At 70.2% G+C, this 25,683-nt stretch carries 31 protein-coding genes and 1 pseudogene; 19 read left to right on the top strand and 13 right to left on the bottom strand.

The features are described from left to right. Positions 1–42: 42 nt before the first annotated feature. Complete coding sequence (locus tag ACGFY5_RS35310) at positions 43–918, top strand: BTAD domain-containing putative transcriptional regulator (protein ID WP_392727161.1); 876 nt, start codon at positions 43–45, stop codon at positions 916–918. 226 nt (positions 919–1,144) lie between these two features. Here ACGFY5_RS35310 and ACGFY5_RS35305 read toward each other — a convergent pair whose 3' ends face one another. Next, positions 1,145–2,770 (bottom strand): methyl-accepting chemotaxis protein, encoded by a 1,626-nt coding sequence (locus tag ACGFY5_RS35305; RefSeq protein ID WP_392727159.1) that lies wholly within the window; start codon positions 2,768–2,770, stop codon positions 1,145–1,147. Between the two features lie 138 nt (positions 2,771–2,908). On the opposite strand from ACGFY5_RS35305, the gene ACGFY5_RS35300 reads away from it, so the two are divergent. After that, positions 2,909–3,280 carry a VOC family protein gene (locus ACGFY5_RS35300; RefSeq protein WP_392727157.1) on the top strand — a complete coding sequence of 124 codons (372 nt, stop codon included), beginning with the start codon at positions 2,909–2,911 and terminating at the stop codon, positions 3,278–3,280. 94 nt (positions 3,281–3,374) lie between these two features. Further along, positions 3,375–3,449 (top strand): annotated as a pseudogene (locus ACGFY5_RS35295) (flavin reductase family protein); the annotation flags it as partial. A 260-nt stretch (positions 3,450–3,709) separates the two neighbouring features. Here ACGFY5_RS35295 and ACGFY5_RS35290 read toward each other — a convergent pair. The 4 genes from ACGFY5_RS35290 to ACGFY5_RS35275 all read right to left on the bottom strand — a co-directional run bounded on the left by ACGFY5_RS35290 (position 3,710) and on the right by ACGFY5_RS35275 (position 5,388). Then, entirely contained in the window at positions 3,710–3,835 is a 126-nt protein-coding gene (locus tag ACGFY5_RS35290; protein ID WP_392727155.1) for a hypothetical protein, read from the bottom strand. Positions 3,836–3,960: 125 nt separating this feature from the next. Continuing rightward, positions 3,961–4,176, bottom strand: coding sequence for a cold shock domain-containing protein (locus ACGFY5_RS35285; protein ID WP_392727152.1), 216 nt, complete (start codon positions 4,174–4,176; stop codon positions 3,961–3,963). Positions 4,177–4,194: 18 nt separating this feature from the next. After that, positions 4,195–4,329 carry a hypothetical protein gene (locus ACGFY5_RS35280; protein WP_392727149.1) on the bottom strand — a complete coding sequence of 45 codons (135 nt, stop codon included), beginning with the start codon at positions 4,327–4,329 and terminating at the stop codon, positions 4,195–4,197. 138 nt (positions 4,330–4,467) lie between these two features. Further along, positions 4,468–5,388: an alpha/beta fold hydrolase gene (locus ACGFY5_RS35275; protein WP_392727148.1), complete on the bottom strand. Its 921-nt coding sequence runs from the start codon at positions 5,386–5,388 to the stop codon at positions 4,468–4,470. A 56-nt stretch (positions 5,389–5,444) separates the two neighbouring features. On the opposite strand from ACGFY5_RS35275, the gene ACGFY5_RS35270 reads away from it, so the two are divergent. Both ACGFY5_RS35270 and ACGFY5_RS35265 read left to right on the top strand, forming a co-directional pair. Further along, the gene (locus ACGFY5_RS35270) at positions 5,445–6,014 is read left to right on the top strand and encodes a TetR/AcrR family transcriptional regulator (protein WP_392727145.1); all 570 of its coding nucleotides are present in this window, start codon (positions 5,445–5,447) and stop codon (positions 6,012–6,014) included. Positions 6,015–6,023: 9 nt separating this feature from the next. Then, complete coding sequence (locus ACGFY5_RS35265; RefSeq protein WP_392727143.1) at positions 6,024–6,629, top strand: YdeI family protein; 606 nt, start codon at positions 6,024–6,026, stop codon at positions 6,627–6,629. On the opposite strand, the gene ACGFY5_RS35260 is transcribed toward ACGFY5_RS35265, so the two are convergent. From ACGFY5_RS35260 to ACGFY5_RS35250, 3 genes are all read right to left on the bottom strand, one after another. Beyond that, on the bottom strand, positions 6,593–7,459 hold the full coding sequence (locus ACGFY5_RS35260) for an NAD(P)H-binding protein (protein WP_392727141.1): 867 nt from the start codon (positions 7,457–7,459) through the stop codon (positions 6,593–6,595). The two genes, ACGFY5_RS35265 and ACGFY5_RS35260, sit on opposite strands and share 37 nt — an antisense overlap. Before the next feature lie 90 nt (positions 7,460–7,549). Next, on the bottom strand, positions 7,550–7,873 hold the full coding sequence (locus ACGFY5_RS35255; protein ID WP_392727138.1) for a winged helix-turn-helix transcriptional regulator: 324 nt from the start codon (positions 7,871–7,873) through the stop codon (positions 7,550–7,552). Between the two features lie 80 nt (positions 7,874–7,953). Next, the gene (locus ACGFY5_RS35250) at positions 7,954–8,079 is read right to left on the bottom strand and encodes a hypothetical protein (protein WP_392727135.1); all 126 of its coding nucleotides are present in this window, start codon (positions 8,077–8,079) and stop codon (positions 7,954–7,956) included. Positions 8,080–8,414: 335 nt separating this feature from the next. On the opposite strand from ACGFY5_RS35250, the gene ACGFY5_RS35245 reads away from it, so the two are divergent. Both ACGFY5_RS35245 and ACGFY5_RS35240 read left to right on the top strand, forming a co-directional pair. Beyond that, on the top strand, positions 8,415–9,248 hold the full coding sequence (locus tag ACGFY5_RS35245) for a DNA-formamidopyrimidine glycosylase family protein (protein ID WP_392727133.1): 834 nt from the start codon (positions 8,415–8,417) through the stop codon (positions 9,246–9,248). Continuing rightward, the gene (locus ACGFY5_RS35240; protein ID WP_392727131.1) at positions 9,245–9,484 is read left to right on the top strand and encodes a DUF3253 domain-containing protein; all 240 of its coding nucleotides are present in this window, start codon (positions 9,245–9,247) and stop codon (positions 9,482–9,484) included. The genes ACGFY5_RS35245 and ACGFY5_RS35240 overlap by 4 nt, the downstream gene beginning before the upstream one ends. Here ACGFY5_RS35240 and ACGFY5_RS35235 read toward each other — a convergent pair. After that, positions 9,474–10,358 (bottom strand): SMP-30/gluconolactonase/LRE family protein, encoded by an 885-nt coding sequence (locus ACGFY5_RS35235; protein WP_392727129.1) that lies wholly within the window; start codon positions 10,356–10,358, stop codon positions 9,474–9,476. The genes ACGFY5_RS35240 and ACGFY5_RS35235 overlap by 11 nt on opposite strands. A 459-nt stretch (positions 10,359–10,817) precedes the next feature. On the opposite strand from ACGFY5_RS35235, the gene ACGFY5_RS35230 reads away from it, so the two are divergent. Then, positions 10,818–11,057, top strand: a complete 240-nt coding sequence (locus ACGFY5_RS35230; RefSeq protein ID WP_392727126.1) for a hypothetical protein — start codon at positions 10,818–10,820, stop codon at positions 11,055–11,057. 423 nt (positions 11,058–11,480) lie between these two features. Here the strand turns inward: ACGFY5_RS35230 and ACGFY5_RS35225 are convergent, their stop codons facing one another. Both ACGFY5_RS35225 and ACGFY5_RS35220 read right to left on the bottom strand, forming a co-directional pair. Next, positions 11,481–12,551 carry a diacylglycerol kinase gene (locus ACGFY5_RS35225; RefSeq protein ID WP_392727125.1) on the bottom strand — a complete coding sequence of 357 codons (1,071 nt, stop codon included), beginning with the start codon at positions 12,549–12,551 and terminating at the stop codon, positions 11,481–11,483. 12 nt (positions 12,552–12,563) lie between these two features. Continuing rightward, positions 12,564–13,349, bottom strand: coding sequence for an SDR family oxidoreductase (locus ACGFY5_RS35220; RefSeq protein ID WP_392727123.1), 786 nt, complete (start codon positions 13,347–13,349; stop codon positions 12,564–12,566). Positions 13,350–13,438: 89 nt separating this feature from the next. Here ACGFY5_RS35220 and ACGFY5_RS35215 point away from each other — a divergent pair, with 89 nt between their 5' ends. The 5 genes from ACGFY5_RS35215 to ACGFY5_RS35195 all read left to right on the top strand — a co-directional run bounded on the left by ACGFY5_RS35215 (position 13,439) and on the right by ACGFY5_RS35195 (position 19,616). Further along, positions 13,439–14,314 (top strand): alpha/beta fold hydrolase, encoded by an 876-nt coding sequence (locus tag ACGFY5_RS35215; protein ID WP_392727122.1) that lies wholly within the window; start codon positions 13,439–13,441, stop codon positions 14,312–14,314. 17 nt (positions 14,315–14,331) lie between these two features. Continuing rightward, positions 14,332–15,774 (top strand): FAD-linked oxidase C-terminal domain-containing protein, encoded by a 1,443-nt coding sequence (locus ACGFY5_RS35210; protein WP_392727119.1) that lies wholly within the window; start codon positions 14,332–14,334, stop codon positions 15,772–15,774. After that, positions 15,774–17,009 (top strand): FAD-binding oxidoreductase, encoded by a 1,236-nt coding sequence (locus ACGFY5_RS35205; protein WP_392727117.1) that lies wholly within the window; start codon positions 15,774–15,776, stop codon positions 17,007–17,009. The genes ACGFY5_RS35210 and ACGFY5_RS35205 overlap by 1 nt, the downstream gene beginning before the upstream one ends. Beyond that, positions 17,009–18,343 carry a (Fe-S)-binding protein gene (locus ACGFY5_RS35200; RefSeq protein ID WP_392727115.1) on the top strand — a complete coding sequence of 445 codons (1,335 nt, stop codon included), beginning with the start codon at positions 17,009–17,011 and terminating at the stop codon, positions 18,341–18,343. Before ACGFY5_RS35205 ends, ACGFY5_RS35200 begins: the two co-directional genes overlap by 1 nt. A 91-nt stretch (positions 18,344–18,434) precedes the next feature. Beyond that, the gene (locus ACGFY5_RS35195; protein ID WP_392727113.1) at positions 18,435–19,616 is read left to right on the top strand and encodes a DUF6891 domain-containing protein; all 1,182 of its coding nucleotides are present in this window, start codon (positions 18,435–18,437) and stop codon (positions 19,614–19,616) included. Position 19,617: 1 nt separating this feature from the next. Here the strand turns inward: ACGFY5_RS35195 and ACGFY5_RS35190 are convergent, their stop codons facing one another. Beyond that, on the bottom strand, positions 19,618–20,073 hold the full coding sequence (locus tag ACGFY5_RS35190; protein WP_392727111.1) for an Lrp/AsnC family transcriptional regulator: 456 nt from the start codon (positions 20,071–20,073) through the stop codon (positions 19,618–19,620). Between the two features lie 167 nt (positions 20,074–20,240). Here ACGFY5_RS35190 and ACGFY5_RS35185 point away from each other — a divergent pair, with 167 nt between their 5' ends. Then, a complete protein-coding gene (locus tag ACGFY5_RS35185; protein WP_392727109.1) occupies positions 20,241–20,663 on the top strand; it encodes a DUF2000 domain-containing protein in 423 nt (140 codons plus the stop codon). Positions 20,664–20,668: 5 nt separating this feature from the next. Next, the gene (locus tag ACGFY5_RS35180) at positions 20,669–20,890 is read left to right on the top strand and encodes a hypothetical protein (RefSeq protein WP_392727107.1); all 222 of its coding nucleotides are present in this window, start codon (positions 20,669–20,671) and stop codon (positions 20,888–20,890) included. An 80-nt stretch (positions 20,891–20,970) separates the two neighbouring features. Here ACGFY5_RS35180 and ACGFY5_RS35175 read toward each other — a convergent pair whose 3' ends face one another. Then, on the bottom strand, positions 20,971–21,627 hold the full coding sequence (locus ACGFY5_RS35175; RefSeq protein ID WP_392727104.1) for a LysE family translocator: 657 nt from the start codon (positions 21,625–21,627) through the stop codon (positions 20,971–20,973). 115 nt (positions 21,628–21,742) lie between these two features. On the opposite strand from ACGFY5_RS35175, the gene ACGFY5_RS35170 reads away from it, so the two are divergent. From ACGFY5_RS35170 to ACGFY5_RS35155, 4 genes are read left to right on the top strand one after another with little or no spacing between them, the layout of a single operon-like run. Beyond that, entirely contained in the window at positions 21,743–22,927 is a 1,185-nt protein-coding gene (locus tag ACGFY5_RS35170; protein WP_392727103.1) for an NAD(P)/FAD-dependent oxidoreductase, read from the top strand. Then, complete coding sequence (locus ACGFY5_RS35165; RefSeq protein ID WP_392727100.1) at positions 22,924–23,760, top strand: RNA polymerase sigma-70 factor; 837 nt, start codon at positions 22,924–22,926, stop codon at positions 23,758–23,760. Before ACGFY5_RS35170 ends, ACGFY5_RS35165 begins: the two co-directional genes overlap by 4 nt. A gap of 45 nt (positions 23,761–23,805) precedes the next feature. Next, on the top strand, positions 23,806–24,801 hold the full coding sequence (locus ACGFY5_RS35160; RefSeq protein ID WP_392727098.1) for a Dyp-type peroxidase: 996 nt from the start codon (positions 23,806–23,808) through the stop codon (positions 24,799–24,801). Continuing rightward, positions 24,798–25,598: a family 1 encapsulin nanocompartment shell protein gene (locus ACGFY5_RS35155; RefSeq protein WP_392727096.1), complete on the top strand. Its 801-nt coding sequence runs from the start codon at positions 24,798–24,800 to the stop codon at positions 25,596–25,598. Before ACGFY5_RS35160 ends, ACGFY5_RS35155 begins: the two co-directional genes overlap by 4 nt. Positions 25,599–25,683: the final 85 nt, after the last annotated feature.

Here is a 25,683-nt window from a genome sequence, read left to right as displayed (position 1 = left end):
ATGGGGGGACAGCCTCCGACCACCCGTGGAACACTCTCGGGGGTGGGGGTGACCGGACTGCGGATCAGGGTGTTCGGCCGGGCCGACGTGCTCGTGGACGGACAGCCGCTGCAGATCGCGCGGCAGGAGGCCACCGTGCTGGCGGCGCTGGTGGCCGTCGGCGGTCCGGTCCGTCGCGATCAGCTGATCGACGCGGTCTGGCCGGACGACGCCCCGCGAGGGGACGGTTTGTCGCCGGTCGTCGCCCGGTTACGGAAGCGTTTGTCGGCAGGCGGCCTCGACATCGCGTACGTGCGGGATCGGCGGACGTACGAGCTGGTCGGTCCGCTCGGGGCGGGGGAGTCGTCCGTGGTGGACGCCGCCCGGTTCGTGCACTTCGCGGACGCCGGTGACCGCCTGGCCGCGCAGGGCCGTGACCTCGACGCGTTGGCGGCCTACCGCGCCGCCGTCGACGAGTGGATCGACGCGCCGTTCGGCCTGTTCGGCGACGAAATCCCGGAACCGTGCCTGCGGCTGGCCGCGACGCTGGAGCGCCGCCACGCCGAGGTCCTGACGCACCTGGCCGAGGCCGGTCTGCGGCTGGGGCGCTACGACGTCGTGGGCGACGGCGACTCCGACGCGCACTGGATGGCCCGCTTCCTGCTCACGCTCCGCGACAGCGGTGGTCCCGCCGCCGAAGAGCTCATCGACGCCCGTCGAGCGGTGGCCGGCTACGACGACGTGGCGACCCGGGCGTTCGACCTGCTCTCGCTGTTCGAGTTCGGATTCGACGTCCCGCGGGCACATCTTCTCCGCGACGGTCCGGGCGATCGCGGCGATGCCGCGGCCCTACTGCGCAAGGTCCTGACGTCAGCCGACGCGTTGGGCATGACGGACGTGTCCGCGCGTGCCCGGGCGGTGGAAGGCCAGGTTTCGTAGCGCTGTCGTGAGGCGTCCTCCTCTCGTCGGCCTTTCGGCGGCCGGGGCCGTACCGGGACGCGCGGCGCCCCCTCCCTCGCCGTGCGCCCCGGTACGGCGGGATGAAGGTCTGCGTCCCGCCCGGCGTCGACCATTGTGGTCGTTGAACCTTGCACGACCCTTGCACGCGTCTCACCACCGCTTGCGCCCGCGGCGCGCCGCCCCGGCCCGCGCCGGGCGCCCGGAGTCAGACGCGGAAGCCGCTCACCGAGTCGTTGAGGGCGCTCGCGGTCAGGGCGAGCTCGCGGGCGGCGCCGGCCGCCTGGGCAGCACTGGCGTTCGACTCGTCGGCAGTCTGCGACACGTTCCCGACCGTCTGCGCGATGTGATCGACACCGGTCGCAGCCTGACCGATGCTGCGGTTGATCTCGTGCGTCGTCGCGGTCTGCTCCTCCACCGCCGACGCCACCGTCGTCTGGTGCTCGTTGATCTGCTCGATGATCGCGTTGATCTGCCCGAGCGCCGTCGCGGCCTCGTCACTGCTGGCCTGCATCGCGGCGATCTTCCGGGTGATCTCCTCGGTCGCCTTCGCGGTCTCCTGCGCGAGATCCTTCACCTCGGTCGCGACGACCGCGAACCCCTTCCCGGCCTCGCCGGCCCGCGCGGCCTCGATCGTCGCATTGAGCGCGAGCAGGTTCGTCTGCTCCGCGATGCTGTTGATCACCTTCACGACGTCGCCGACCTCGACACTCGCGGCCCCGAGCGCGGCCACCGAATCATTGGTCTGCTGAGCGGTGTTCAGCGCCTGCTGCGCCACCTCCACCGCGCTGGCCGCACTGCGCGAGATCTCGGCGATCGCGGCGCTCATCTCCTCACTCGCCGCGGCCACCGTACTGACGCTGGCCGCCACCTCGTTGGCCGCCGCCGACGCGGTCTGCGACCCGCTGGCGGTCGTCGTCGCCCCGGTCTCGATCCGCGACGCAACCGCACTGAGCTCGTGCGACGCCGCCGTCACCCGGCTCGCCTGCTGCAGCACCTCCGCGACGCTGGACCGTATCGACGTCAGCGTGCGCTTCACTCCACGTGCCATCATGCCGACCTCGTCCCGGGTCCCGGGGTCAGGAACCGTCGTGGTGAGGTCCCCGTCAGCCATCCGGTCCAGCGCTGCACCGACACCACGCAGCGGCCGGCTGATCCCCCGAGCCACCCACAGCGCGAGCACCACCCCGATCGTGATCGCGATCAGCAGCCCGGCGACCGAGATCGTCACCGCGCTCGCGTAGCGGCTGTCGAGCTCGTCCGCCCGTTCCTTGGCCTGTGCGTTCTCCGCCGCGGTGATCTTCTGCAACGTCTCCTCGGAGGCCGCGTACGACGCCTTGGCCGCGCCTTCTTTGACGCTCACGTAGCGCGCACGGTTGCCCGCCAGCGCCGCGGGGATCATCTGCGTCGTCGCGATGTCGTCGTACGTCGTGAACGCGGCGATGAACTCGTCGACGAGCTTGGGTTCGGCCGCGGTGGAGCGGTACTTCGCGGCCAGCGCGGTGATCGTGTCGCCGTCGTCGCTGATCTGCTCGGCCTTCTGCGTGCTCGCTGCGCTCCCCGCTTCGAGCAGCGCGAGGGCGTTCTGGTCGGCGCGAAGCAGGCGGAACGAGTCCCGGAGCTCCCCGACGGTGATCAACGGGCCGACGTTGTTCGTGTAGATGGACTTGCCGATCGAGCGGACGTCGCCGGTCTGCAGCAGCGTGATCAGGGTCGCGGCAGACGAAATGGCCAGCGCGGCGAGCACCGCGATCGTGATCTTCGCCCCGACCTTCAAGTCGCCCCAGATCCGACGCTTACCCGCCGAGCTCTCGACGGTGTCCGGCTGCGCCACGACGACCCCCCACGCTGTTCTCGGAGAATGCACCTCTTCTCTCGTCGGCGCCCGACCTGCAGCTCTGAGCAAAACCCGCGCTCACGAGGTGTCGTACTGGTGTGCTGTGATCATCGCCCACGCGAGGATCGGAGTTCGATGCGTCTCGTAATGGTGCTGGACTGCGTCGACGCGGACGCGTTGGCCGACTTCTGGGCGGTCGCTCTCGGCTACCGTCGCGGCCCGTTCGGGGCGCCCTACGTCCGGCTGACCGATCCCGGTGGGCGGTGGCCCGATCTCCTGGTGCAGCAGGTACCCGAGAGCAAGAGCGGCAAGAACCGGATGCACCTGGATGTGCAGGTACTCGACGTCGCAGCGGAAGTCGAGCGCCTGGTTGCGGCAGGAGCCAGCGTCGTCGAGCCGGCACACGACGACGACGGCTTCCTGACCGCAGTGCTGGCGGACCCGCAGGGCAACGAGTTCTGCGTGATCAGGCCTCCGGACGGCGACGACCGTCTCGCCGAAATCTGATCGGCGAACGCTTCGACGCTCGCCGAACGATTCGCCCCCTTCCGTCGCGCCACGATCTCGCTGCGGATCCGGCCTCTCCTTCGGGACGCCGGTCGTGCTGCTGACCACCGAAAACCCTGACGGCTCGGTCAACCGCGCGCCGATGTCGTCGGCCCGGGCGCGACAGCGCCACTCGCCGGGCCTCACGCCAAGCGGGCCGGGTTCATTCGTGAACATCCGGGACGGCGCACGGGTGGGCCAGCCGCACGTCGTCGGCCGTTCGACGAGTTCTCGGGCTTACGACGAGTTCTCGGCCCTACGACGGGTTCTCGGCCCTACGACCAGCGGGCGTAGGCCCTGAAACTCGTCGTAGGCCCGAGAACCTGCAGGCGTTACCTCCACAACAAAGCCCGGAGCGCTGGGCTCCGGGCTTCGGGTGGTGCTGGAGGCTCAGTTGCAGGGGTTGTAGTCCCAGCAGTCGTTGTAGCGCTTCTTGTGGTGGCGGCGACGGCGCGGCTTGCACTCGTTGTAGTCCCAGTCGTTGCACTGGTTGTAGTCGTAGTAGTAGCCGCTCATGTCGTCCAGCCTCCTGAAAGTGTGTGTGTTCCCCCTGCTGTGCCAATAGCTTCGCGCGGACGGAGCCGCGGCTCGATCGCCGCGATGACGCCACGAACGTTCGGTTCACAACACTCGGCGCGAGGTCACCGCGGAGTGACGGCGACGGCGCGGAACGAATACCCGTCCTGCGCTCCCACCTCCCAGGTCAGCTCCACTGCCTCGCCCACCCGCAACTCTTTGTAGCCATCACCCTCGACATGGCTGAAATGCACCCAACACCCACCGGGCGTCTCGGTCGAGTCCACCACACCCCAGCCCTCTTCGGCATTCCACTCACGCACCACTCCAGCAACGGACATCGGCGCAGCATAGGAGCCCTACAGGGTGTCCCACCAGCGAGTTGGACCGACATCCGGCGGTGGGTTGAACGGCCAGTCGGCGGGTCCGGTCTTGATCGCGGTGCCGTCGAGGTAGGTCTGCTCGGCCTCGTCCCACGGGCGCCGCAGAAACACGGCCTCGCGTCCGGCGAGGGCACCGAAACCTGGGCGGCCGCGCTGCGCGTCCCGCTCTTCACGCCAGCCGGCCAGACCGGGCGGCAGGAGCGAGGCGTCGATATCGACGTCGGGCAGTTCACCGCTGGAATCGCTTCTTCAGCTGATCCGCCACGAACGACGATCGTGCCAGGAGAGGAAGTCGAGCAGAACCTCGGCGAACCGCTCCGGTTGCTCCTCGGCGGGGTAGTGGCCACAGCCGTCGAGAACCACCGCGGTGACGTCGTCCGCTGCCAGCTGCATGGTCTGGGCGGCACCCGGACCGCTCCAGAGTGCACCCCCGACAGCGAGCACCGGAATCGTCAGCCGGGTCCTGCCGCGTCGCTCGTTCTGCGCGATCGTCTCGTCCAACGCCCGGTAGTACTCGAAGCTCGCTCGCAGCGCGCGGGGATCCGCAGCGATCGCGTCGACGTAGACGTCGACGGCGTGCGCGGGAATCGCGGTCGGGGTGGCGGCTTTGGTGGCGAACTGCCAGCCGAAGAAGACTCGCTCCCGCCCCCGGACCAGTTCCTCGTTGAGGTCGGTGAGCCGGTTGAAGCCGAACTGCCAGAGCTTCTGATTGAGTGCGCTCGGGTTGAACGCCGGCGGGGACGGCGTCAGACCGGGAATCAATGCTTCGACGACGGCGAGCCGGCCCACCCGCTCCCGGTGATCGGCAGCGAGCGCGTAACTGGTCCACGTACCGATGTCGTGCCCGACGACGTCGAACCGGTCGTGCCCGAGCGCGACCATCAGCGCGACCAGGTCGGCGGCCAGCGTGCCGGCGTCGTAGCCGTCGTCGGGCTTGTCGGAGAGCCCGGCTCCGCGCGAGTCGACGGCGACGACGGTGTGCTCGCGGGCGAGCGCCGGCATCACTTCGCGCCAGGCGTACCAGGTCTGCGGCCATCCACCGACCAGCAGCAGCGGCGGACCGTCCCCGCCGGTGACCGCGTGCAGCCGCAGCCCGTCGACCTCCACGAAGCGGCTCGTGAAGACGTCGGTGAATCCGACGGGCAGCGGTAACGAGCTCAGAGTTGCCATGTCGGGGACCATACTCATCTTGGAACGATCAGTACAAGATGTGTAGGCTGACGACCATGGCAGGCCGCAAGCAGTTCGACGTGGACGAGGCGCTCCGCCGCGCGATGCACGTCTTCTGGCGTTGGGGCTGGTCGGAGGCCTCGATCGACCGCCTCACCGAGGGCACGGGCCTGGGCCGCGGTTCTCTGTACGGCGCCTTCGGTGACAAGAGCGCGCTTTTCCGGAGAAGCCTTCAGCGCTACGCGGAGACCTACCACCCGCTCTACGAGCAGGCGCTGTCCGGCCCTCATGCGAGCCCGGGCGACGTTGCGGCCGCCTACCTGCAGGTCACCCTGAACCGCATCGCTGATCCGACGGTCCCCGACGGCTGTCTGCTCACGATGTCAGCAGCTCAATTCCCTGCTCTCGACGCTGAGAGCCAGGCTCTGGTCCGCGCCATGATCGACGGCTTGCGGGCGATGCTGGAGCAGGCGTTCCTGGCGGCGGGGGCCGACGAGCAGGAGGCAGCCGAGCTGGCGTTGCGCACGGTGGCGGCGAACAAGTCCCTGGCGGTGCTGAGCCGCGTCGGTTTCTCGGGCGACGACCTGGCGATCGTCGCGGCAGGAGCGGGTCGACAACCCGGCTAACCTGCCACCATGGCGAGCGCGGAGCTGGATGAACTGATCGTCGCGGACGCCGAGGAACTGCGCGCATGGTTGTCGGTCAACAACGCCACGTCACCCGGAGTGTGGCTGGCCCTGACCAAGAAGGGCGGCACGGTCACGACGCTGACCTGGCAGCAGGCCGTCGACGAGGGCCTGTGCTTCGGCTGGATCGACGGGCAGGCCCGGAAGCGGGATCACGAGACGTCGTGGATCCGTTTCACCCCTCGGCGGGCCCGCAGCTCCTGGTCGCAGCGCAACGTCGCCCACGTGGCCCGGCTGGAGACCGAAGGGCGAATGCAGCCCTCGGGCCGCGCCGCGGTGGACGCCGCGAAAGCGGACGGGCGTTGGGCGGCGGCCTACGCCCCGCCGTCGGAAGCCGAGGTACCCGCCGACCTTCTCGCCGCCATCGCCGTCGTGCCGGCTGCCCAAGCCATGTTCGACGTGTTGACGAAGGCCAACCGGTTCGCCCTGATCCACCGCGTCAACGGAGTCAAAAGGGTGGAGACCCGCGAGCGGAAGATCGTCGAATTCGTGGCCATGCTGGCCCGTCACGAGACGTTCTATCCGCAGAAGGCCAAGCCTCCGAACGCGCCGTGATTCGCGTCCGCCCAGGCGCGAAATGTCCGGAGAGGACGCCCGAGTAACGTCGGCGCGACGTCGTTGACGTGCGCGTCGTCGTAGCCGCCGCGGCGGAAGAACTGGAAGAACGCGTCCACCATCTCTGGTGGCATCGACTCCTCCATGCGGACGCGCGCCTGGTCGTCCGGCTCGGGCTGGAGTTGGATCGGCCGCTGGAGCACGGCGCCGAGGATGGCCGCCCGTTCGGCCGGCAGTAACACGTCGGGCCCGGTCAGGCGGTAGCTCTGGGCGTCGTGGCCGGGCGTCCGCAGTACCAGGCTCGCCACCGCCGCGATGTCGTCCGGGTCGATGACGGCGATCGGCACGTCGGCGAACGGCTCGCGAACCACGTCGCCGGTGCGCAGTTGATCCACCCATTGCAGGGTGTTGGACATGAAACCGCTGGGCCGCAGTACCGTCCACGGCAGCCCGCTGTCGCGCACCGCAGCTTCGGACACGACGTTGAACCGGACGACGGCATTGTCGAGGTCGCCGCCGACGACGCAACCACTGGACAGCAGTACGACTCGCTCGACGCCGGCAGCGTTCAGGTCGGCCAGGATGCCTGGCATGTCCGGGTAACCGGCGAGCAGGAACGCCGCCTCGACGTCCGCGTAAGCCGAGCGCAAGCTGGCACGGTCGTTGAGGTCGGCTTCGACCACTGCGGCACCCGCGGGGACGGGGCCCTTCGACCCCGGACGGACCAGCGCGCGTACCGGGCAGCCGGCGTCGAGCAGGTGCCGGGTCACACCACCGCCCACGTTGCCGGTCGCGCCGGCGACCAGAAAGATGCCGCGACCTCGAGTCATGCCGTCAGTCGTTCCGTCATGTGCATGCCTTTCGCCGGTGGAATCCAACGGTAGACAGCTCGAGGGAACCGCGAAGTGCCCAACCGACGCTCAGAGCTCGGCGAGCTCATCCGCGTGCGTTTCGGCCCACGTGGTGAGCGCGGTCAGCGGCACGAGCAGCGAGTCACCCAGAGCGCTCAGCGCGTAGGCACCACCTCGTCTGTCCGGCCGCACCACCAACCCGCTTCCGACAGCCTTGGCCAACGTCTGGGTGAGCATTTTCTTGGTGATCCCACCAGCCCGTCGCTGCAGATCGGAGTACCGCTGCGGGCCGTGCGCGAGTCCCACCAGGACGACGATCATCCAGCTCCCCGAGATCAACTCGAGCGTGGTTCGGGCCGGACAGTCGGCGAGCAGAACGTCGTACTCGGTCACGGCATCCCACTCTATTGCCGCGCTTCCCGACACAGCAGTGAGGCCCCGAGCTTGTGCTCGGGGCCTCACTCGTTGAGCTGTCAGCTGCAGGGGTTGTAGTCCCAGCAGTCGTTGTAGCGCTTCTTGTGGTGCCGGCGACGCCGCGGCTTGCACTCCTCGTACGAGTAGTCGTTGCAGTCGTTCGAGTAGTCGTAGCAGCCGCTCATGTCGTCCAGCCTCCAAGTATTGGTTCGGGGTGTGTTCCCCGTGTGCCAATAGCTTCGCGTGGATCGATGGCGGCTTCGTTCGGCGGCGGAACGGCTGGAACGTTTGCTTCCCAACAGTCGCGCGTACTCGTCGCTCAGCCGGGCGCGACGTATGGGAGCTGCCAGAGATTCGGCGTCGCCCCGTCGAGGTCGGAGGATGTGCACGACACCGCCGGGGTGGCTAGCGCAGTGGTTCACCTGCCGATTCGCGACGCCGACGCGGCGTTTGCGGGCTGCCCAGCAGGGCAAGCACCTCGACGTGATGGTGACCGTGTGGCGCGAGGGGTGATGGGGCGGTGCCCGAGGGAGACACCGTGTTCCTGCTCGCCCGTAAGCTGAACGACCGGCTGCAAGGTCAGGTCGTGCGCCGCTCGGACTTCCGGGTTCCGCGCCACGCCACCGCCGACTTGTCCGGCGCCACCCTGCTCGCCACCCACACCCACGGCAAACACTTGCTGACCAGGTTCGACGACCCGCACAGCGGCCTCCTCACCCTGCACACCCACCTGCGGATGGATGGCTCCTGGACGGTGCTCGGCCCCGGCAAACGGCTGCCCCGTCGGATCGTCCCCGACGTGCGCGTTTTGCTGGACTTCCAGGACGGTCGCAGCGCGGCCGGTCTCAAGCTTCCCGTGGTCGAACTGGTGAAGACCGCCGACGAGGGACAACTGACAGCTCACCTCGGTCCCGATCCGCTGCGCGAGGACTGGGACCGCGCCCTGGCCATCACCCGGCTCACCGCCGACGCGGACCGGGCGGTCAGTGCCACGTTGCTCGACCAGACCCGGATGGCCGGCCTGGGCAACCTGTGGGTCAACGAACTGTGTTACCTGCGCGGGATCTCCCCCTGGACGCCGATGCGGGACGTCGACGTACCCGTCCTGGTCGACCTGGCCGCCCGGCTGCTGCGGTTCTCGGTTAGCACCCCCGGCGCCACGCAGGTCACCACCGGTGACCCCCGCCCCGGAAATAGTCACTGGGTGGCCGGACGGTCCGGGCGTCCGTGCCGGCGCTGCGGCACCCCGATCCAGGTGGTGGCCGAGGTCAGCGGCGACGCCGAACGCCGCCGCACCTGGTGGTGCCCGCACTGCCAGCCCGGCCCGCCTCCGGAGACGGGGCGGGCGAGGTGAGCGTCGAGTCGTCGATCCTGAATTTGCTGGCGCAGCGCGCTGCGGGGGCCACCATCTGTCCCTCCGAAGTAGCACGGCAACTGGGTGGCGAGGAGTGGCGATCGATGATGGAACCGGTGCGGGCTGCCGCCCGGCGCCTGGTGGCGGCCGGGGAGGTCGAGATCACTCAGGGCGGCGAGGTGGTCGACCCCGAAACGGCGAAGGGCCCGATCCGGATCCGCAGGACTACGGGATAGCCGTCCGGGCCCAGGTGGCGCCGGTGGTCAGCGTGCGGATCCGATAGACGCTGGTGGACGCGGTGATGTAGAGGTCGGTGCCGTCCGGGCCACCGAAGCACAGGTTGGAGATCTTCTCCGGTACGGGAATCCGGCCCACGAGTTGGCCCTGGGGCGAGATCACCTGCACCGAGTCCAGGCTCGACGTCCAGATCCGGCCGTCCACGTCGACGCGGAAGCCGTCGGAGCAGCCCGGCAGGACGGTGGCGAAATCGCGTCCGTTGCTCGCCGTGCCGTTGGACATGTCGTAGACCCGGATCAAGCCGCGAGACGTGTCCACCGTGTCGGACACGTAGAGCAGGCTCTCGTCCGGGGAGAACGCCAGCCCATTCGGGCGCTCCAGGTCGGTGATCGCCGGCTGGAGGGTGGCAGATTCGGGCTCGTATCGGAAGACCCAGCACCCCCCGTACTCCATCGTGCCCGGATGACCTTCTTCGGGCTTGATGATCCCGTAGGGCGGATCGGTGAACCAGATCGCCCCGTTGGAGGCCACGACGATGTCGTTCGGTGAATTGAGCCGATGTTCGCGCCAGTGGTCGACGAGCGTCGTCGGCACGCCGTCGATCTCCACTTCGACGCAACGACGCCCGTGCGAACACTGGAGGACCCGTCCGGCCAGGTCGAGCGTCCGTCCGTTCGTGAACTCGACGTTCTGCCGGTGGACGTGGGTCTGCCCGGACCGGGCGTCGAACTCGTAGATCCTGTTGCCGTGGATTTCGCTCCACCGCAGGCTCTGGGTCTCGGGTAGCCACACGGGGCCCTCACCCCAGCTCCCGCCGGTCCACACCCGCTCGAGCTGGGCTCCCGGCGCGATCAGCTCTTGTACCGCCGTCATCAGGTGATCGAAGCTCACATCCGGCCCGATGTCGACCGATTCGGCCGGCGTCGTCAGCGATCGAGCGCTGACCAGGCCGCGACCTTGCCCGGTGGCCGACTAGCTTCGGTCGGTGGGGAGAGCCAGCGCCGGGCTGGGACGTTCCCCGATGCGGCTCGGATCGTTGATCGCGTCGACGTGCCAGGGCAGCACCGGGATCGGCGGCTTCACCAGGCGGCCGCAGCGCATCGGCAAGGAACGCCGAGTCCCACGCCGACACGAGGAAGGAGCCAAGGTCGTTGGCGCGGCAGGGTTGGCTGGTCAGCTTGGCCGCGGCGTCGAGCGTGCAGGCGTGCACCCGCAGACGTCGTTGACCCGCTGAACGAAGTCGGCGACGTCGGCCATGTGTAGCAGCCGTGCGTGACACCCGCGAGCCAGTCGGCGCGCGTCCAGCCGAGGAATGCCAAAGTCGGCGTCTGCATGGCGAGGATCACCTGGTGGGTGATCGTCAGTTTCTCTTTCGGGCGGAGCCGACCGGCGATCGTGTCGGAGATCAGCACCGGAAGAACCATGGCGGCCACGGACACCGCCAGGGCGCGGGCCTGTGTGCTGCCGGCGAACATGTTGGCCACGAAGACGGTGGCGGTGGCGGTGGCGAACACGATGGCGGTCGCGCTGAGCAGCGTCGGCAGAGCGGCCAGCCACGAGTGCGCCGTGTGACGCCGACGCCGGTCGACGCGGGCCCGCGCCGCCCAGCCGGAAGCTCGTCGGGCCCACGACGGGTCCTCGGGCCTACGACCGGTTCTCGGCCCTACGACGGGTTCTCGGGCCTACGAACTGCGGGTTTATGCCCTGGAACTCGTCGTAGGCCCGAGAACCCGTAGGGGCTACCGACGCGACAAAGCCCGGAGCGCTGGGCTTCGGGCTTCGGGTGGTGCTGGGTGATCAGTTGCAGGGGTTGTAGTCCCAGCAGTCGTTGTAGCGCTTCTTGTGGTGCCGGCGACGCCGCGGCTTGCACTCGTCGTACGAGTAGTCGTAGCAGCCGCTGATGTGGACCCTCGATCGCCGCGATGACGCCGCGAACGTTCGATTCGCAACACTCGCGCGGCCCCCGCGGCGGCACGCGCGAGACCGTGGCGGAGTTCAGGGCCGCACCAGGCCGCGGCCGGTGACCAGCGGCAGGTCGAGGGCGGTGAGCAGGCCAGGCGCTGCGGCAACCACCGCGGGCACGGAGTTGACCAGCCGCATCGCGGTGGCTTTGAGCCCTGCGGTGTTGTGATCCCCGTCGGACGCCAGCATCGTCATGTCGAGCGTGTAGTTCGGCTCGCCGCTGACCACCACCCGGTACCCACCCTGCCCGGTCGGCTGCGGCCAGTCCGGCCCCAGATCCGGACGCAACCGCGTGACGTGCTCCAACACGCACACGGCGCGGCCACCCCGCATCCCGCGAACTTCGAAACGCAGCGCGGCCGCAGTGCCCTTACCGATCGACCCAGAGGGGATGTCGAAGTCCTCCGGCGCCGGCAACCGCGTGAACGACGATTCGACCGCGTCCAGCGAGACACCGAGCCCTGCCGCCAACTGGCGCACCACCGACCCCCACGCGATCCCCAGTACTCCGGGCTGCAGAAGCATCGGAACATCGTCGATCGGCTTCCCGAACCCCATGATGTCGAACAACACCGTCGGGTTGTCGTAGGTCGAGTAGTCGAGGATCTCCAGGCAGCGGACCTCGTCGATGCGCTCGCACAGGCTCGTGAGCGTCAGCGCCATCCAGTCATTGGCGAATCCCGGGTCGATGCCGTTGACCCAGAGCGACGCTCCGCCAGAAAGCGCCGCCGCCCGGATCGGGTCGGTCAGGCTGTCGGGCACCACGCCGTCGGGGTACTGCAGGAACACCGGTCCGGACGACACGACGCTCACGCCCGCACGCAGGAACCGCGTGAGGTCGGCGATCGCGTCGGGCAGCCGGTCGTCGGCCATCGCGGTGTAGACGACGCAGTCCGGCCGTGACGCGAGCAGGGCGTCGGCGTCGTCGGTGGCCGCCACCCCCAGCGAACGTCCGAGGCCGGCCAGCTCACCGGCGTCGCGTCCCACCTTGGCCGGGTTGGAGACCCAGACACCGGCCAGCTCCAGGTCGGGGTGGGCGTCGATCCCGGCGATCGTGTGTCGCCCGACGTTGCCGGTGCTCCACTGCACCACGCGATACACCACGAGAAGTCCCCTCTACAGGTCAGGCAGGCCGAGGTCGAGGTTCGGGGTGCGGAGGCCGCCGTCGACCTCGAGGATCGCGCCGGTCACGTACCCGCCGGCGGGGGAGGTGAGGAACACGACCGCGGCGGCGATGTCCTCGGGGTCACCGATCCGCTTCAGCGGTGTGTTCTGCTCCATCGTCGTACGGAGTTCGTCGTTGTCGAGAACGAGTTCTAGGGCGGACGTGGCCACCGAGCCGACAGCGATCGCGTTGACCCGCACCCGGGGAGCCAGGTCGGCGGCGGCGAGCTTGGTGTAGTGGGCCAGCGCCGCCTTCGCCGTGCCGTACGCGGCGTAACCGCGGGCCGGGAGCCGGCCCATCACCGACGAGATGTTGACGATCGCGCCGCCCGTTTCCAGCAGCGCGGGGACGGCGGCAGTAACCAACGCGTGGGCCGTCGAGACGTTGAAATGGAACGATGACTCGAGTCGCCGGACGCTGGTCTTCATCAGCGGCCGCGGCATCTCACCGCCGACGTTGTTGACAACGATGTCGAGGCGCCCGAACGTGTCGACCGCGCGCTCGACCAGGCCCGGGGCCGCACGAGTGTCGCTCAGGTCTCCCGCCACCACAGCCGCCTTGTGCCCCGTAGCGGCGACGCGGTCGGCAACAGCGCGCAAGTCGTCCTCGGTACGGGACGCGATCAGCACGTCGGCACCGGCCTCGGCGAGGGCGAGCGCGGTCGCCGCGCCGATTCCCCGCCCCGCCCCGGTGACCACCGCGACCTTCCCGTCGAGCCGGAACCGGTCCAGAATCATGCGCGGAACTGTAACAGGTTCTACCCCCGCGAAAAGACGTTTCCCCAGACAGATGGTTGAGTGGACCCATGCACCACCGAGGAGGGCACATGACCGAGGACTGGGTCACCGACGCGCTGAGAGCGGACGTCGAGCTCGGTGCCGTCGACGTCGACGGCGTCCCGATCCACTACCGCGCCTGGGGCGAGCCCGGCGACGAGGCCGGCATCGTGCTCGTCCACGGCGGCGCCGCGCACAGCCGCTGGTGGGACCACATCGCGCCGTTCTTCTCCGCCGACCGCCGGGTCGTGGCGATCGACCTCTCCGGGCACGGCGACAGCGGCCGACGCGACGAGTACCTGATGGCGCGCTGGGCCGACGAGGTCCTGGCCGTCGCCGCACACGGGGGAGCGGGTCCGCACCCGCTGGTCATCGGCCACAGCATGGGCGGCATGGTGGCGATCACCGCGGCCCGGCTGCGCGGCACCGAGCTCGCGGGGGCGGTCGCCGTCGACACCCCGTTCTGGGAGGACCAGCCCGAGGAGCAGGCCGCCGGCGCCCAGCAGGCGTTCGGCCCGCTGCGCCGCTACGACAGCCGCGAGTCCGCGCTCAAGCGGTTCAAGCTCATCCCGGAGCAGGACGGGAACGTCGCCGCCGTCTACGCGCACATCGCCGAGACGTCGCTCAAAGAAGTGGACGGAAGCTGGACCTGGAAGTTCGACCCGAACGTCTTCCGCGGCCGCGGCCGTCCCGTGCCCCTCGAGCTCCCGCAGTGCCGGGTCGCCGTGTTCCGCGCCGAACACGGCCTGGTCCCGCTCGACATGGGCGAGCGCATCGCCGAACGCCTCGGCCGGGTCGTGCCGGTCGTCGAGATTCCGCTGGCCGCGCACCACGTGATGATCGACCAGCCGCTCTCCCTCGTCACCGCGCTGCGCACGCTGCTGGCCGACTGGACTCACTCGGAACCGCACAAACCGTCGGCGTAAGGGGTTAACGTCGGAAGATGGACCTCGTCGCGGCGTTGCAACGGGTGGTCGGTGCCGGCTGGACCTACACCGACCCGCACGAGCTCCGCACGTACGAGTCCGACGGCCTGCTCCAATACCGCGCGATGCCCCGCGTGGCGGTGCATCCCGGGTCTGCCGAGGAAGTCCAGGAAGTCGTGGGGCTCTGCGCCGAAGCCGAGGTCCCGTGGGTGGCCCGGGGCGCCGGTTCGGGCCTCTCCGGCGGCGCACTTCCCGTCGCGGACGGCGTCCTCATCGTTTTGACGAGGCTCAACCGCATTCTCGACGTGGACCTGGACAACGCGCGGGTCTGCGTGGAACCCGGGGTGACGAACGCGGCGGTGTCCGCGGCGGTCGGGCCCGGCTTCTTCTACCCGCCGGACCCGTCCAGCCAGATCGTGTGCTCCATCGGCGGCAACGTGGCGGAGAACTCCGGTGGGGCGCATTGCTTCAAGTACGGCTTCACGACGAATTACGTCACCGGGCTGGAAGTTGTCCTGACGGACGGGGAAAAAATCACGCTGGGCGGAACAGACCTGGACACCCCCGGCTACGACCTCCTCGGAGCGTTCGTCGGCTCGGAGGGAACCCTCGGCGTCGCGACGAAGATCTGGCTGCGGATCGTGCCGTCCCCCGAGGCGATCCGGACGCTCGTCGCGTTCTTCGACTCCACGCACGCGGCCGGTGAGGCGGTGTCCGAGATCGTGCGTGCCGGGGTGGTGCCGGGCGCGATCGAGATGATGGACGCGGTGACGATCGACGCCGCCGAGCGCATGGCGCACGCGGGGTATCCGGTGGGGCGCGGTACGGCGCTGCTCGTGGAGCTCGACGGGGCCGAAGACGAGTGCGAGGCGCTGTTCTCCGACGTCGTCGCGATCTGCGAGCGGTGCGGCTCGGACGACGTCCGGGTCAGCAGGGACGACGCCGAGCGCGCGCTCTTCTGGAAGACGCGCAAAGCCGCGTTCCCCGCCATGGGGCGGATCTCGCCGAACTACTTCGTCCAGGACGGCGTGATCCCACGGACGCAGCTGCCCGAGGTGCTGGAGCGGATCGAGAACCTCGCTACCGAAGCCGGCCTCACCGTGGCGAACGTGTTCCACGCCGGGGACGGGAACCTGCACCCGCTGGTCTGCTACGACGGGCGTGTCACCGGCGAGGCCGAGCGCGCCGAGGAGCTGGCCGGCGCGATTCTGCAGGTGTGCCTCGACGCCGGCGGCTCGATCACCGGTGAGCACGGGGTCGGCGTCGACAAGCGCAAGCACATGTCGAAGATGTTCGCCGAGGCCGACCTGGACGCTTTCCAGCGGCTGCGCTGCGCGTTCGACCCGGCCGGCCTCGCGAACCCGGGCAAGGTCATGCCGACACCCCGACTCTGCGGCGAGGTGCCCGGGCCCTACCGGCAGCACCCGATGGAGGCCGCCGGCCTGGCGGAGCGATTCTGATGGCCACGTCCGTCGCGAACGGCGCGCCCGGTGCACTTCGGCCCGCCTCCGTGGCCGAGGCCGCCGAGACGCTGCGGGAACTCGGCGCCGCCGGCACCCCCGTGCACCCGGTCGGGTCCGGAAGCCGCGCGGGCTGGGGCGGTGGTTCCGCCGGTACCGAGCTCAACACCCTGGGCCTGAACAGGATCCTGGAGCACAACCCGGGCGACTTCACCGCCATCCTCGAGTGCGGCGTCCAACTCGCTGAGGCGCAAAAAGTCTTCGCCTCCGCCGGCCAATGGCTCGCCTGGGACCCGTCACCCGGCGGCACGATCGGCGGCCTCGTCGCCACCGCCGACTCCGGCCCCGCGCGCCACCGCTACGGCGGCGTCCGCGACCTGGTCATCGGCGTGACCCTCGTCCTCTCCGACGGCACCGTCGCCCGCTCCGGCGGCAAGGTCATCAAGAACGTCGCAGGCTACGACCTGGGCAAGCTGTTCACCGGCTCGTACGGCACGTTGGGTCTGGTGGCAGAGGTCGCCGTCCGCCTGCACCCCCTACCGGCCGGCACTGCGACCGCCGTCGCTTCCTACTCGGACCCGTCCGCGCTGGCTCAGGCCGCGTCCGACCTTTCCCGCCGTCCGCTCGAAGCACTTTCGATCGACGCCAGGTGGCGCGATGCTGCGGGGCGGCTATTGGTGCGGTTCGGCGGCGTGACGGCGACGAGCCAGGCGTCGCGGGTGGCGTCGTTGCTGGCGGACGCGCCGGACGTTACCGTCGTCGACGACGACGAGCCCCTCTGGGAGGCCCAGCGAACCGCCCAGCGCTCCCCGGATGGCGCGGTCCTGAAAGTCTCCCACCGCCCCACCGCCCTGGCCGCGGTCCTCCGCGCCGCCGACTCGGTCGGCGCCTCGGTAGTCTCCCGAGCCGCCCTCGGCCTCTCCTGGCTAGCCTTTCCCGCGGCAGCCGGGCAGCCGGTGGCGCCGGCGGCAGCCGGGCCGTCCGCGGGCAGCGGGCCGGAGGACGGTCCTCCCTCCTCGTCCACCGCACCGCACGACGCCGAGCTCACGGCGAAGGTGGCGGCGGTGCGGGCGGCGTTGGCGCCCGCGGCGGTCACCGTGCTGGACGGTGGGGACCGGGTATCGGCGCCGTGGCCGGACCTGGACGCGGGTGTCGTCGCTGTACAACAGCGGGTCAAGGCTCGCTTCGACCCGGCGCGGATCTTCCGCCCCGGCGCGTTCGTGGGAGGGCTCTGATGACCGCTGACCTCTCGAACACCACCCCCTCGGGCGGGGATCAGCCCGAAATGATCGGCATGCCCACCGGCTGGGACGCGCACCGCCCACCCGACCCCGAACTCATCAAGGACTGCGTCCACTGCGGCTTCTGCCTCCCCACCTGCCCGAGCTACTCGGTGTTCCAGGACGAGGCCGACTCCCCGCGCGGCCGCATCGTCCTCATGCGAGTGGGCCACGACGACGCCATCGGCCCCACCCTCCAGACGCACTTCGACCGGTGCCTCGGCTGCATGGCCTGCGTCACGGCCTGCCCGTCCGGCGTCCAGTACGACCGCCTGATCGAACAGGTCCGCCCCCAACTCGAGCGCAACGTGCCCCGCACCCGCTCGGACCGGGCGTTCCGGGCCCTGATCTTCGGGGTCTTCACCCACCCGGGCCGGGTCCGTGCCCTGATCCCGGCCCTGGCGGTGCCGGGCAAGCTCGGCGCCCGCCTGGGTCGCCTCCTCCCGGCCGGATCCCGCCTGCGCGCACTGATGTCCCTGGCGCCGCCGGTCTCCCTCGGCGCCACCGTCCGGCAGCTGGACCGCGTGACACCGCCCGCTCCGGGCACCGAGCCCCGGGGCAAGGTCGCGTTCCTGCAGGGCTGCATCCAGCGCGCTCTCTTCGGCGACGTCAACGCCGCAACCGTCCGGGTGCTGGCCGCCGAGGGCTTCGAGGTCCACGCCCCGCGCGCCCCGCGCTGCTGCGGCGCGCTCCAGCTGCACGGCGGCGAGGAGGAGTCCGCGCTGGTCGAGGCCCGCAAGGTGATCGCCGCGTACGAGGACTTCGACACGATCGCGGTCAACGTCGCCGGCTGCGGTTCGGCGATGAAGGACTACGGCCACCTCTTCTCCGACGACCCGGCCTGGGCGTCACGCGCAGAGGCGTTCTCCGCGAAGGTGAAGGACGTCCACGAGGTGCTCGCGGCGGTGGAGCCGCAGGCGAAACGGCACCCGCTGTCGATGCGCGTGGCGTATCACGACGCGTGTCACCTCGCCCACGCCCAGGGCGTCCGGTCGCAGCCGCGCGAGCTCCTCCGCGGCATTCCGGAGTTGACGCTGGTCGAGCCGGCGGAGTGGGAGATCTGCTGCGGTTCGGCGGGCATCTACAACCTGACCCAGCCCGCCGCGGCAACGGAGCTGGGGGTGCGCAAGGCCGCGAACCTCGCGGCCACCAAGGCAGACGTGATCGCCGCGGCCAACCCGGGCTGCGCCCTCCAGATCGCGGCCCACCTGGACACCCCGATCCCCGTCTACCACCCGATGGTCCTGCTCGACGCCTCGATCCGCCGCCTCCGCCGCACCTCCTCCTGACGCCGCCTGTCGCCTGCAGGGCGGCCTGCGTACGTGCCGGCGATGTTCGGCATCGGTCGATGGGCTGCGGGCACCGGATACGGTGCGCGGCATGGACGAAGACGTGCGCGAGTCGGCGATCGACCACATCCGCACCCAGGTCGGCCGCGGCTCCCGCACGTTCGTCGAGGTCGTGGACGACACCGTCGAGTACCTCGGTGACGAGGCGGAGCCCGGCGAGCTGCGCCCAGTGGCCTGGTCGATCGCGAGCGACGAGTTCGCGGCCGCCCTGGCCGCCCAGGCGACCTGGCCCGAGCGCACCGACAACGACCGCCTCACCGAGGCGTTCCGCGCCCTCGACGCGGCCGGCATCGTCGCCCGGCAGGACTTCGCCTGCTGCCAGAACTGCGGGCTCGCCGAGATCGGCGGCACCGTGCCCGACCCGGCCGCCGCCCGCGGCTACGTCTTCTACCACCAGCAGGACACCGACAGCGCAGTCGCGGGGGAGGGCGTGCACCTCGCCTATGGGCTGTTCGGTGCCCCGCCGACCACCGAGATCGGCACCGAGGTCACGACCGCGCTGACCGCCGCCGGCCTTCCGGTCAACTGGGACGGCACCACGGGGCAACGAATCCACGTCCCGCTCGACTGGGCGATCCGCCGCCACGGCCGGTTGGCCGCGTTCGCCGCCGCACCCGAGCCGCTGCCGGACGTCGACATGGAAGTTGCCGAAGGCGGGCAGTATTTTGCAGCCGAGGGCACAACCTCCGCCGAGCTACTCGCGCTGCTCGAACTGCCCTGGCTGCCGGCCGAGGTCCGGTTGCGGATCGAGCCGCTCTCGCTCGACGTCGACCGGACGCCGATCTTCGTCCACCGCGAGTTCGACCGTCTCGTGACCGACGACGGACGGGTCGCCGGCCGCTTCGACGGTCTTCGCCTGCTCCGGCGCGAGCCGGTGGCCGAACCCGTCGACGAGCCGGACCTCCTCGAGACCCGCTACGACGACGGCACCTACCACCACGACCGCCCGATGCGACTCGCCGAGGCGCTGGACGTGCTGCGCGGTATGCCGCTGGGCAACACGTGGTTCTGCGCGCAGGCCCGCAGCCGGGCCATCGTCCAGCTGAACTGGCCCGGGGGTCGGCTGTGGGTGGAGTCGCCGAACGCGGCCGAGCAGACGACGACCGGCGCCCACGCCTCACGAGCCGACGCCGAACGAATGCTCGCCGTGCTGGCGACCGAGGGTCGTGCCGCGGTCGACGAACTGCCTGGGGTCGGCACGCAGCCCTGGTAGCTCACACCACGTGGGGTGAGCGGACGTGTTCGAAGATCACGCTCGTGTTGACGTCGGCGACCTCGCGGCGTTCGGTGAGGCGGTCGATGACGAACGCGTAGAGCCCGTCGTTGTCGGGCACCGCGACGTGGATCAGGAAGTCCCAGCCGCCGGCGGTCACGAAGAGCCCGATCGTCTCGGGCAGCGCCGCCGCCCACTCGCGGAACGCGCTGATCACTGGCCGGGACGGTGGCCGGATGCGCACCGAGATCAGTGCCTGGATCGGTCGCCCGACTGCGGCGAGGTCGATCTCGGCGCGGTAGCCGGAGATGACGCCGGTTTCCCGTAGCGCGCGGACGCGCAGCAGCGAGGTGGACGGCACCACCCCTACCGCGGCGGCGAGGTCGCGGTTCGTGGTCCGCGCATCGTTCTCCAGTTCCCGCAGGAGAGCGCGGTCGATCGCATCAAGCACTGTCATTTCCCCAATCCATCGAACGACATTCGATGCGCGTCCCGAACGACGCAACAACAGCCTACGGTTCGTCCGCAGGGCGCGATTCCGCGCCTAGAGGAGGAGCGCGAGAGATGACAACCACATCCACGGAGCCCCACGAGGTTGCGGGGGTCGGTGCAGAGGTGCTGGCCATGACTACGCGGCAGCAGCGCACGAAGTGGGTGGTCGTGGTCGACCGTGACCTGCCGGTTGGGTTGATCGCGAATGCCGCTGCGTGCCTGTCCGCGACGATCGGCCAGCAGCGGCCCGACCTGCTGGGTCCCGTGACCGCTGACGCGTCGGGCGTGGAACACCAGCCGCTGCCGTTCATCGGCTGCTCGATCCTCGGCGCCGACGCCGAGACCGTGCACCGCGTCCGCACGAAAGCTGCCACCCGGCCGACACTGCTCGTCGTCGACATGCCGCAGCTCGCGCAGCAGGCCACCGCCTACACGGAGTACCAGGCGACGATGGCGGCGACACCGCACGAGGAGCTCGCGTACTACGCGGTGGGGCTGGTCGGACCACGGAACCAGATCGACAAGGTCGTCGGTGGCCTTCAACTCCTCCGCTGATGGGCATGGACGTGAGCGCCTGCGTCGACACGGTCACCCGCCTCGCCGCCACCGAGCCCGATCAGCTCGTCGCATCGTCGGTAGCGCCCACCGCGCGGGGCGGCCTCGCGGTGGCTCTCCGGTTCGCGTCGGGCGCCGAGTTCCGCTGGCGCCAAGCCCCCTCGGACGAGTCGACCACCACGGATCTGGAGGCCGCCCTGCGCACCTGGATGACCCACCCTCACTAGCCCGTCGGGCCCCCGCCACAGACGCAGGCGCCCGGAGTGGGCGCGGTGTGGCGGGCTTCGGGTTGCTGGTGGGGGACCGGTCAGCGGGGGGAGGCGGCTAGTTTGAGGCCGAAGGCGATCAGGGCCGTGCCGGCGATGCGGTCGATCGCTCGGTGAACGGCGGGGCGACGGAGCCAGCCGCGCATGCCGTGAGCGGCGAGGATCAGCGCGGTGAACCAGAGCATGCCCTCGGCGTTGTGCACGAGCGCCAGCGCGAGCCCCATCAGCAGCGGCGGCGCCTGCTCGGGCAGGAACTGCGGGATCACCGCGATGTAGAACGCCCCCACCTTCGGGTTCAACAGACACGTCAGCGCACCCCGCGCCCAGGCCCGCCGACTACCCACCCGCTCGTCAGCCCCCGACTCGCGCGCCGCGGGAGTGCCGGGGGCTCGCCTGCGGCGGGGGCCGGCCAGCGTCGAGTGGAGCATGTGGGCGCCCAGCCAGATCAGGTAGGTCGCGCCGGCGATGCGGAGTGCGGTGTATGCGACGGTCGACGCGGTGAGCAGGGTCGAGACTCCGACGGCTGCTGCCGCGCCCCAGGCCAGGGAACCCGTGCCGATGCCCAGGGCGGCGGCGAACGCGGGCCGGCGCCCGCCGACGACGGCTGTGCGCAGGACGTACGCGGTGTCCAGTCCCGGGACGATCGTCAGTAACGCGGCGACTGCGGCGAAGGAGAGCAGGGCGGACGTGACGGTCATGTCGCCAGTCTGCCCGGAGCCCGGCGCCCTGTGACGCCGGTCACCTGAGTTCACGGTCGGAGTCTGCTGGTCCGTCTCGTGCTCGTCAGTCCGTTCGACGGGAAGGCGAGAGACGATGAGCGAGATCGTGGTGCTCGGGGCGGGGTATGCGGGGTTGGCGGCGGCGGTGAGTCTCGCTGGTCGGCTGCGCCAGCGGGACGACGCGCGCGTCACCGTGGTCAGCGCGAGTGACCGGTTCACCGAGCGGTTGCGGCTGCATCAGGTCGCGTCCGGTCAGCAGGTTGCCGACCTGCGGATCCCCGACCTGCTCGACGGCACGGGCGTGGCGTTCGTGCAGGGTTGGGTGACCGGCCTGGACGCGGTCGGTCGTATCGTACGCATCGACGATGAGCGCGAACTGTCGTACGACACGCTCGTGTACGCACTGGGCGCGGTGGCCGACACCGACGCGGTTCCCGGCGCTGCCGACCACGCCGACACCCTGGACACCTTCGACTCCGCCACCTCCTTCGCCACCCGCCTGGCCAGCCTCGCCACCCGCAGCGGCACGGTGGATGGGGCCCCGGGGCGGGTTGTGGTTTGTGGGAGTGGGCTCACCGGGGTGGAGGCGGCGGCGGAGATTGCTGAGCGGTATCCCTCGCTGCGCGTCACGCTGCTCGGGCGGGACGCGCCGGGCGTCACGCTGGGGGCGAAAGCGCGGAACCACGTCGCGCAAGCCCTTGCTCGGCTCGGTGTCGACGTCCACGCGGGAAGCGCCGTTGCCGTGCAGCCGGGTGGGGTGCGAACCGAGAGCGGCGAGACGGTGGCCGCGGATCTCGTGCTCTGGACCAGCGGCGTCCGCGTCTCCCCGCTCGCCGCGAAAGCCGGCCTCGACGTCGACGACACGAACCGCATCGTCACCGACGACACCCTCCGCTCGGTCTCGCACCCCGAGATCTATGCGGTGGGAGACGCGGCGGCCGTGCGCCAGACCTTCGGCACCCTGCACGGCACCTGCCAGAGCGGCATGCCCACCGGCGTGCACGCGGCGGCCTCCGTCGCGCGCGAGCTGGAGGGCAAGACGCCGAAACCGTTCCGCTTCGGCTACCTCCACGCCCCGATCAGCCTCGGCCGCAACGACGCGGTCGTCCAATTCACCTACCCGGATGACACCCCGAAGCGGCTGGCCCTCACCGGCCGCGCCGCCCGGTGGTACAAGGAAACCGTGAGCGCCGCCCCCTGGCCCACGTTCGGCCGCACGTACACGTCCCCGGGCATAGCGATGCTCGGCTGGCGCCGGGGAGGTCGGCACACCCGATGACGGTCTTCGACGACCACCGGAACCTGCTCTTCTCGGTGGCCTACCGCATCCTCGGCAGCGCCGTCGACGCCGAGGATGCGGTGCAGGACACCTGGGTGAAGTGGTCGGCGGCCGACCGATCCAAGGTCGCCGATCCTCGTGCCTACCTGGTGCGGATCGTGACGAACCTGGCCATGGACCGATTGAGGAGCGCACGGCGCGAGACCTACGTCGGCCCGTGGCTGCCGGAGCCCATCGTGACGACCGAGGACACCGCGGACGACGTCTCGATCGCGCTGTTGATGGTGCTGGAGAACCTCACCCCGCTCGAGCGGGCGGTGTTCGTGTTGCACGAGGCGTTCGGCTTCACGCACGCGGAGATCGCCGCGGCCGTCGACCGGTCCGCCGACACCGTGCGCCAGGCCGCCCACCGCGCCCGCGAACACGTGAGTGCTCGAAGGCCTCGGTTCCCGGCAACCCGCGCCCGCCACCGCGAGGTCACCGAACGCTTCTTCGCCGCCGCGACCGGCGGCGACCTGAACGCACTGCTCGACCTGCTCGCGCCCGACGTCACGCTCTGGACCGACGGCGGCGGCAAGGTACGCCAGGCGATGCGCCCGGTGGTGGGCGCGGAGCGGGTCGCGGCCTGGTTCGCCGGCGTCGCGACCCGCCCGTACGAAGGGGTCGACCCGGCCGACATGGCCGCGGAGATCGTCGAGCTCAACGGCGCGGCCGGCATCGTGTTCCGAGCCGCCGACCGCGTGATCGCGACGCTCACCCTCGACCTCGACGACACCGACCGGATCGCCGCGATCCACAACGTCGCCAACCCGGACAAGCTGTCGAGTCTCTAGGAATCACAGCACCCGACCGATGCGTTTGCTTGCGTTAGCGGCAGGATGGGGGGCATGGAGTCGCAGCCGGTGCTGACGCCGCTCACCGAAGCGGCGATCTTCCTCGTCGTCGTGATCCACGAGGGCGGCGAGGACACGGTGCGCGACCTCATCCCCGACATCGCGGGCATCGGCCGCTCGGTGGGGTTCCGCGCGCCCGAGGGCGACCTGAGTGTCGTCACGGGGATCGGCTCCGACGCCTGGGACCGCCTGTTCGGGGGCCCGCGCCCAGCGGAGCTGCATCCGTTCCGTGCGCTGTCCGGGAAGCACACGGCCCCGTCCACCCCCGGCGACCTGCTGTTCCACATCCGCGCCCGCCGCATGGACCTGTGCTTCGAGCTCGCCACCCACCTGATGCGGCGACTCGACGGAGCCGCGACCGTGGAAGACCAGACCGTCGGCTTCCGCTACTTCGACCAGCGCGACCTGATGGGCTTCGTCGACGGCACCGAGAACCCGACCGGCGCGTCCGCGATCACAGCCGCCGCGATCGGCGACGAGGACCCCGACTTCGCCGGCGGCAGCTACGTGATCGTGCAGAAATACCTGCACGACATCGACGCCTGGAACGCGCTGACCGTCGAGGCGCAGGAGAAGGTCATCGGTCGCACGAAGCTCGACGACATGGAGCTCGCCGACGACGTGAAACCGGCGAACTCACACGTCGCGCTCACCACGATCGAGGACGAGGACGGCAACGAGCTGCAGATCGTCCGCGACAACATGCCGTTCGGCTCGGTCGCGGACAACGAGTTCGGCACCTACTTCATCGGCTACGCCAAGACGCCGTCGGTCACCGAGCAGATGCTGCGGAACATGTTCCTCGGCAGTCCGCTGGGCGTCACCGACCGGATTCTCGAGTTCTCCACCGCGGTCACCGGCGGCCTGTTCTTCGTCCCCAGCGCCGACATGATGGACGACCCGCCGGAGGCGCCCGCACCGGTTTCGACCGACGAACACTCGCTACGCATCGGCAGTCTCAAGAGGAGCACCGCACCGTGAACAACCTGTACCGCGAGCTCGCCCCGATCTCCGACGCCGCCTGGGCCGACATCGAGACCGAAGCCAAGCGCACGTTCACCCGCCACCTCGCCGCCCGCCGTGTCGTCGACGTGCTCGGGCCGTCCGGGGAGGAACTCTCGGCCGTCGGTACCGGCCACCTGAGTGACCTCGCGGCGCCCGCGGAGGGGGTGCTGGCTCGCGCCCGGGTCGTGCAGCCGATCGTCGAGTTCCGCGTTCCGTTCGTCGTGGATCGACAGGCTGTGGACGACGTCGAACGCGGCGCGAAGAACTCGGACTGGCAGCCGGTGAAGGACGCGGCAAAGGCGCTGGCGTTCGCGGAGGACCGCGCGATTCTCGACGGGTACGCGGCGGCGGGTATCACCGGGCTGCGGCCGGGCAGCTCGAACTCCACGATCGTGCTGCCGGACGACGTCCGCGAGTACCCGAACGCGGTCGCGCAGGCGATCACGGCGCTACGCCTGACCGGTGTGGACGGACCGTACAGCCTGTTGCTCTCGGCCGAGGCGTACACCGCGGTCGCCGAGACCGCCGACCACGGCTACCCGATCCACGAGCACATCGCCCGTGTGCTGCGCGATGGCGAGATCATCTGGGCGCCGGCGATCGACGGCGCGGTGGTGCTGTCCACGCGCGGTGGCGACTACGAGCTCTACCTCGGCCAAGACGTCTCGATCGGCTACCTGTCACACGACGCCACCAGCATCGAGCTGTACTTCCAGGAGTCCCTCACCTTCGTAGTCCAGACCACCGAAGCCTCCGTCAACCTCACCGTTTAGGGGGCGGCCCGCCCAGAACGACGCTGCCAGGCGAGCGCGGACCCTTGAGTATTACCTATACGCGGCGGGTCCGCGCTCGACTGGC

This window comes from Cryptosporangium sp. NPDC048952 (assembly GCF_043197895.1).
Taxonomy (GTDB): domain Bacteria; phylum Actinomycetota; class Actinomycetes; order Mycobacteriales; family Cryptosporangiaceae; genus Cryptosporangium.
This window is presented reverse-complemented; position numbering and strand designations above follow the sequence as displayed.

What these genes read in the sequence shown, in the direction of transcription:
- ACGFY5_RS35300 (WP_392727157.1), top strand. Translation starts at nt 2,909, where the DNA reads ATGCGTCTCGTAATGGTGCTGGACTGCGTCGACGCGGACGCGTTGGCC.
- ACGFY5_RS35290 (WP_392727155.1), bottom strand. Translation starts at nt 3,835, where the DNA reads ATGAGCGGCTACTACTACGACTACAACCAGTGCAACGACTGGGACTAC.
- ACGFY5_RS35285 (WP_392727152.1), bottom strand. Translation starts at nt 4,176, where the DNA reads ATGTCCGTTGCTGGAGTGGTGCGTGAGTGGAATGCCGAAGAGGGCTGG.
- ACGFY5_RS35275 (WP_392727148.1), bottom strand. Translation starts at nt 5,388, where the DNA reads ATGGCAACTCTGAGCTCGTTACCGCTGCCCGTCGGATTCACCGACGTC.
- ACGFY5_RS35270 (WP_392727145.1), top strand. Translation starts at nt 5,445, where the DNA reads ATGGCAGGCCGCAAGCAGTTCGACGTGGACGAGGCGCTCCGCCGCGCG.
- ACGFY5_RS35265 (WP_392727143.1), top strand. Translation starts at nt 6,024, where the DNA reads ATGGCGAGCGCGGAGCTGGATGAACTGATCGTCGCGGACGCCGAGGAA.
- ACGFY5_RS35260 (WP_392727141.1), bottom strand. Translation starts at nt 7,459, where the DNA reads ATGACTCGAGGTCGCGGCATCTTTCTGGTCGCCGGCGCGACCGGCAAC.
- ACGFY5_RS35250 (WP_392727135.1), bottom strand. Translation starts at nt 8,079, where the DNA reads ATGAGCGGCTGCTACGACTACTCGAACGACTGCAACGACTACTCGTAC.
- ACGFY5_RS35235 (WP_392727129.1), bottom strand. Translation starts at nt 10,358, where the DNA reads ATGACGGCGGTACAAGAGCTGATCGCGCCGGGAGCCCAGCTCGAGCGG.
- ACGFY5_RS35230 (WP_392727126.1), top strand. Translation starts at nt 10,818, where the DNA reads ATGGCGAGGATCACCTGGTGGGTGATCGTCAGTTTCTCTTTCGGGCGG.
- ACGFY5_RS35220 (WP_392727123.1), bottom strand. Translation starts at nt 13,349, where the DNA reads ATGATTCTGGACCGGTTCCGGCTCGACGGGAAGGTCGCGGTGGTCACC.
- ACGFY5_RS35215 (WP_392727122.1), top strand. Translation starts at nt 13,439, where the DNA reads ATGACCGAGGACTGGGTCACCGACGCGCTGAGAGCGGACGTCGAGCTC.
- ACGFY5_RS35210 (WP_392727119.1), top strand. Translation starts at nt 14,332, where the DNA reads ATGGACCTCGTCGCGGCGTTGCAACGGGTGGTCGGTGCCGGCTGGACC.
- ACGFY5_RS35205 (WP_392727117.1), top strand. Translation starts at nt 15,774, where the DNA reads ATGGCCACGTCCGTCGCGAACGGCGCGCCCGGTGCACTTCGGCCCGCC.
- ACGFY5_RS35200 (WP_392727115.1), top strand. Translation starts at nt 17,009, where the DNA reads ATGACCGCTGACCTCTCGAACACCACCCCCTCGGGCGGGGATCAGCCC.
- ACGFY5_RS35195 (WP_392727113.1), top strand. Translation starts at nt 18,435, where the DNA reads ATGGACGAAGACGTGCGCGAGTCGGCGATCGACCACATCCGCACCCAG.
- ACGFY5_RS35190 (WP_392727111.1), bottom strand. Translation starts at nt 20,073, where the DNA reads ATGACAGTGCTTGATGCGATCGACCGCGCTCTCCTGCGGGAACTGGAG.
- ACGFY5_RS35185 (WP_392727109.1), top strand. Translation starts at nt 20,241, where the DNA reads ATGACTACGCGGCAGCAGCGCACGAAGTGGGTGGTCGTGGTCGACCGT.
- ACGFY5_RS35180 (WP_392727107.1), top strand. Translation starts at nt 20,669, where the DNA reads ATGGACGTGAGCGCCTGCGTCGACACGGTCACCCGCCTCGCCGCCACC.
- ACGFY5_RS35175 (WP_392727104.1), bottom strand. Translation starts at nt 21,627, where the DNA reads ATGACCGTCACGTCCGCCCTGCTCTCCTTCGCCGCAGTCGCCGCGTTA.
- ACGFY5_RS35170 (WP_392727103.1), top strand. Translation starts at nt 21,743, where the DNA reads ATGAGCGAGATCGTGGTGCTCGGGGCGGGGTATGCGGGGTTGGCGGCG.
- ACGFY5_RS35165 (WP_392727100.1), top strand. Translation starts at nt 22,924, where the DNA reads ATGACGGTCTTCGACGACCACCGGAACCTGCTCTTCTCGGTGGCCTAC.
- ACGFY5_RS35160 (WP_392727098.1), top strand. Translation starts at nt 23,806, where the DNA reads ATGGGGGGCATGGAGTCGCAGCCGGTGCTGACGCCGCTCACCGAAGCG.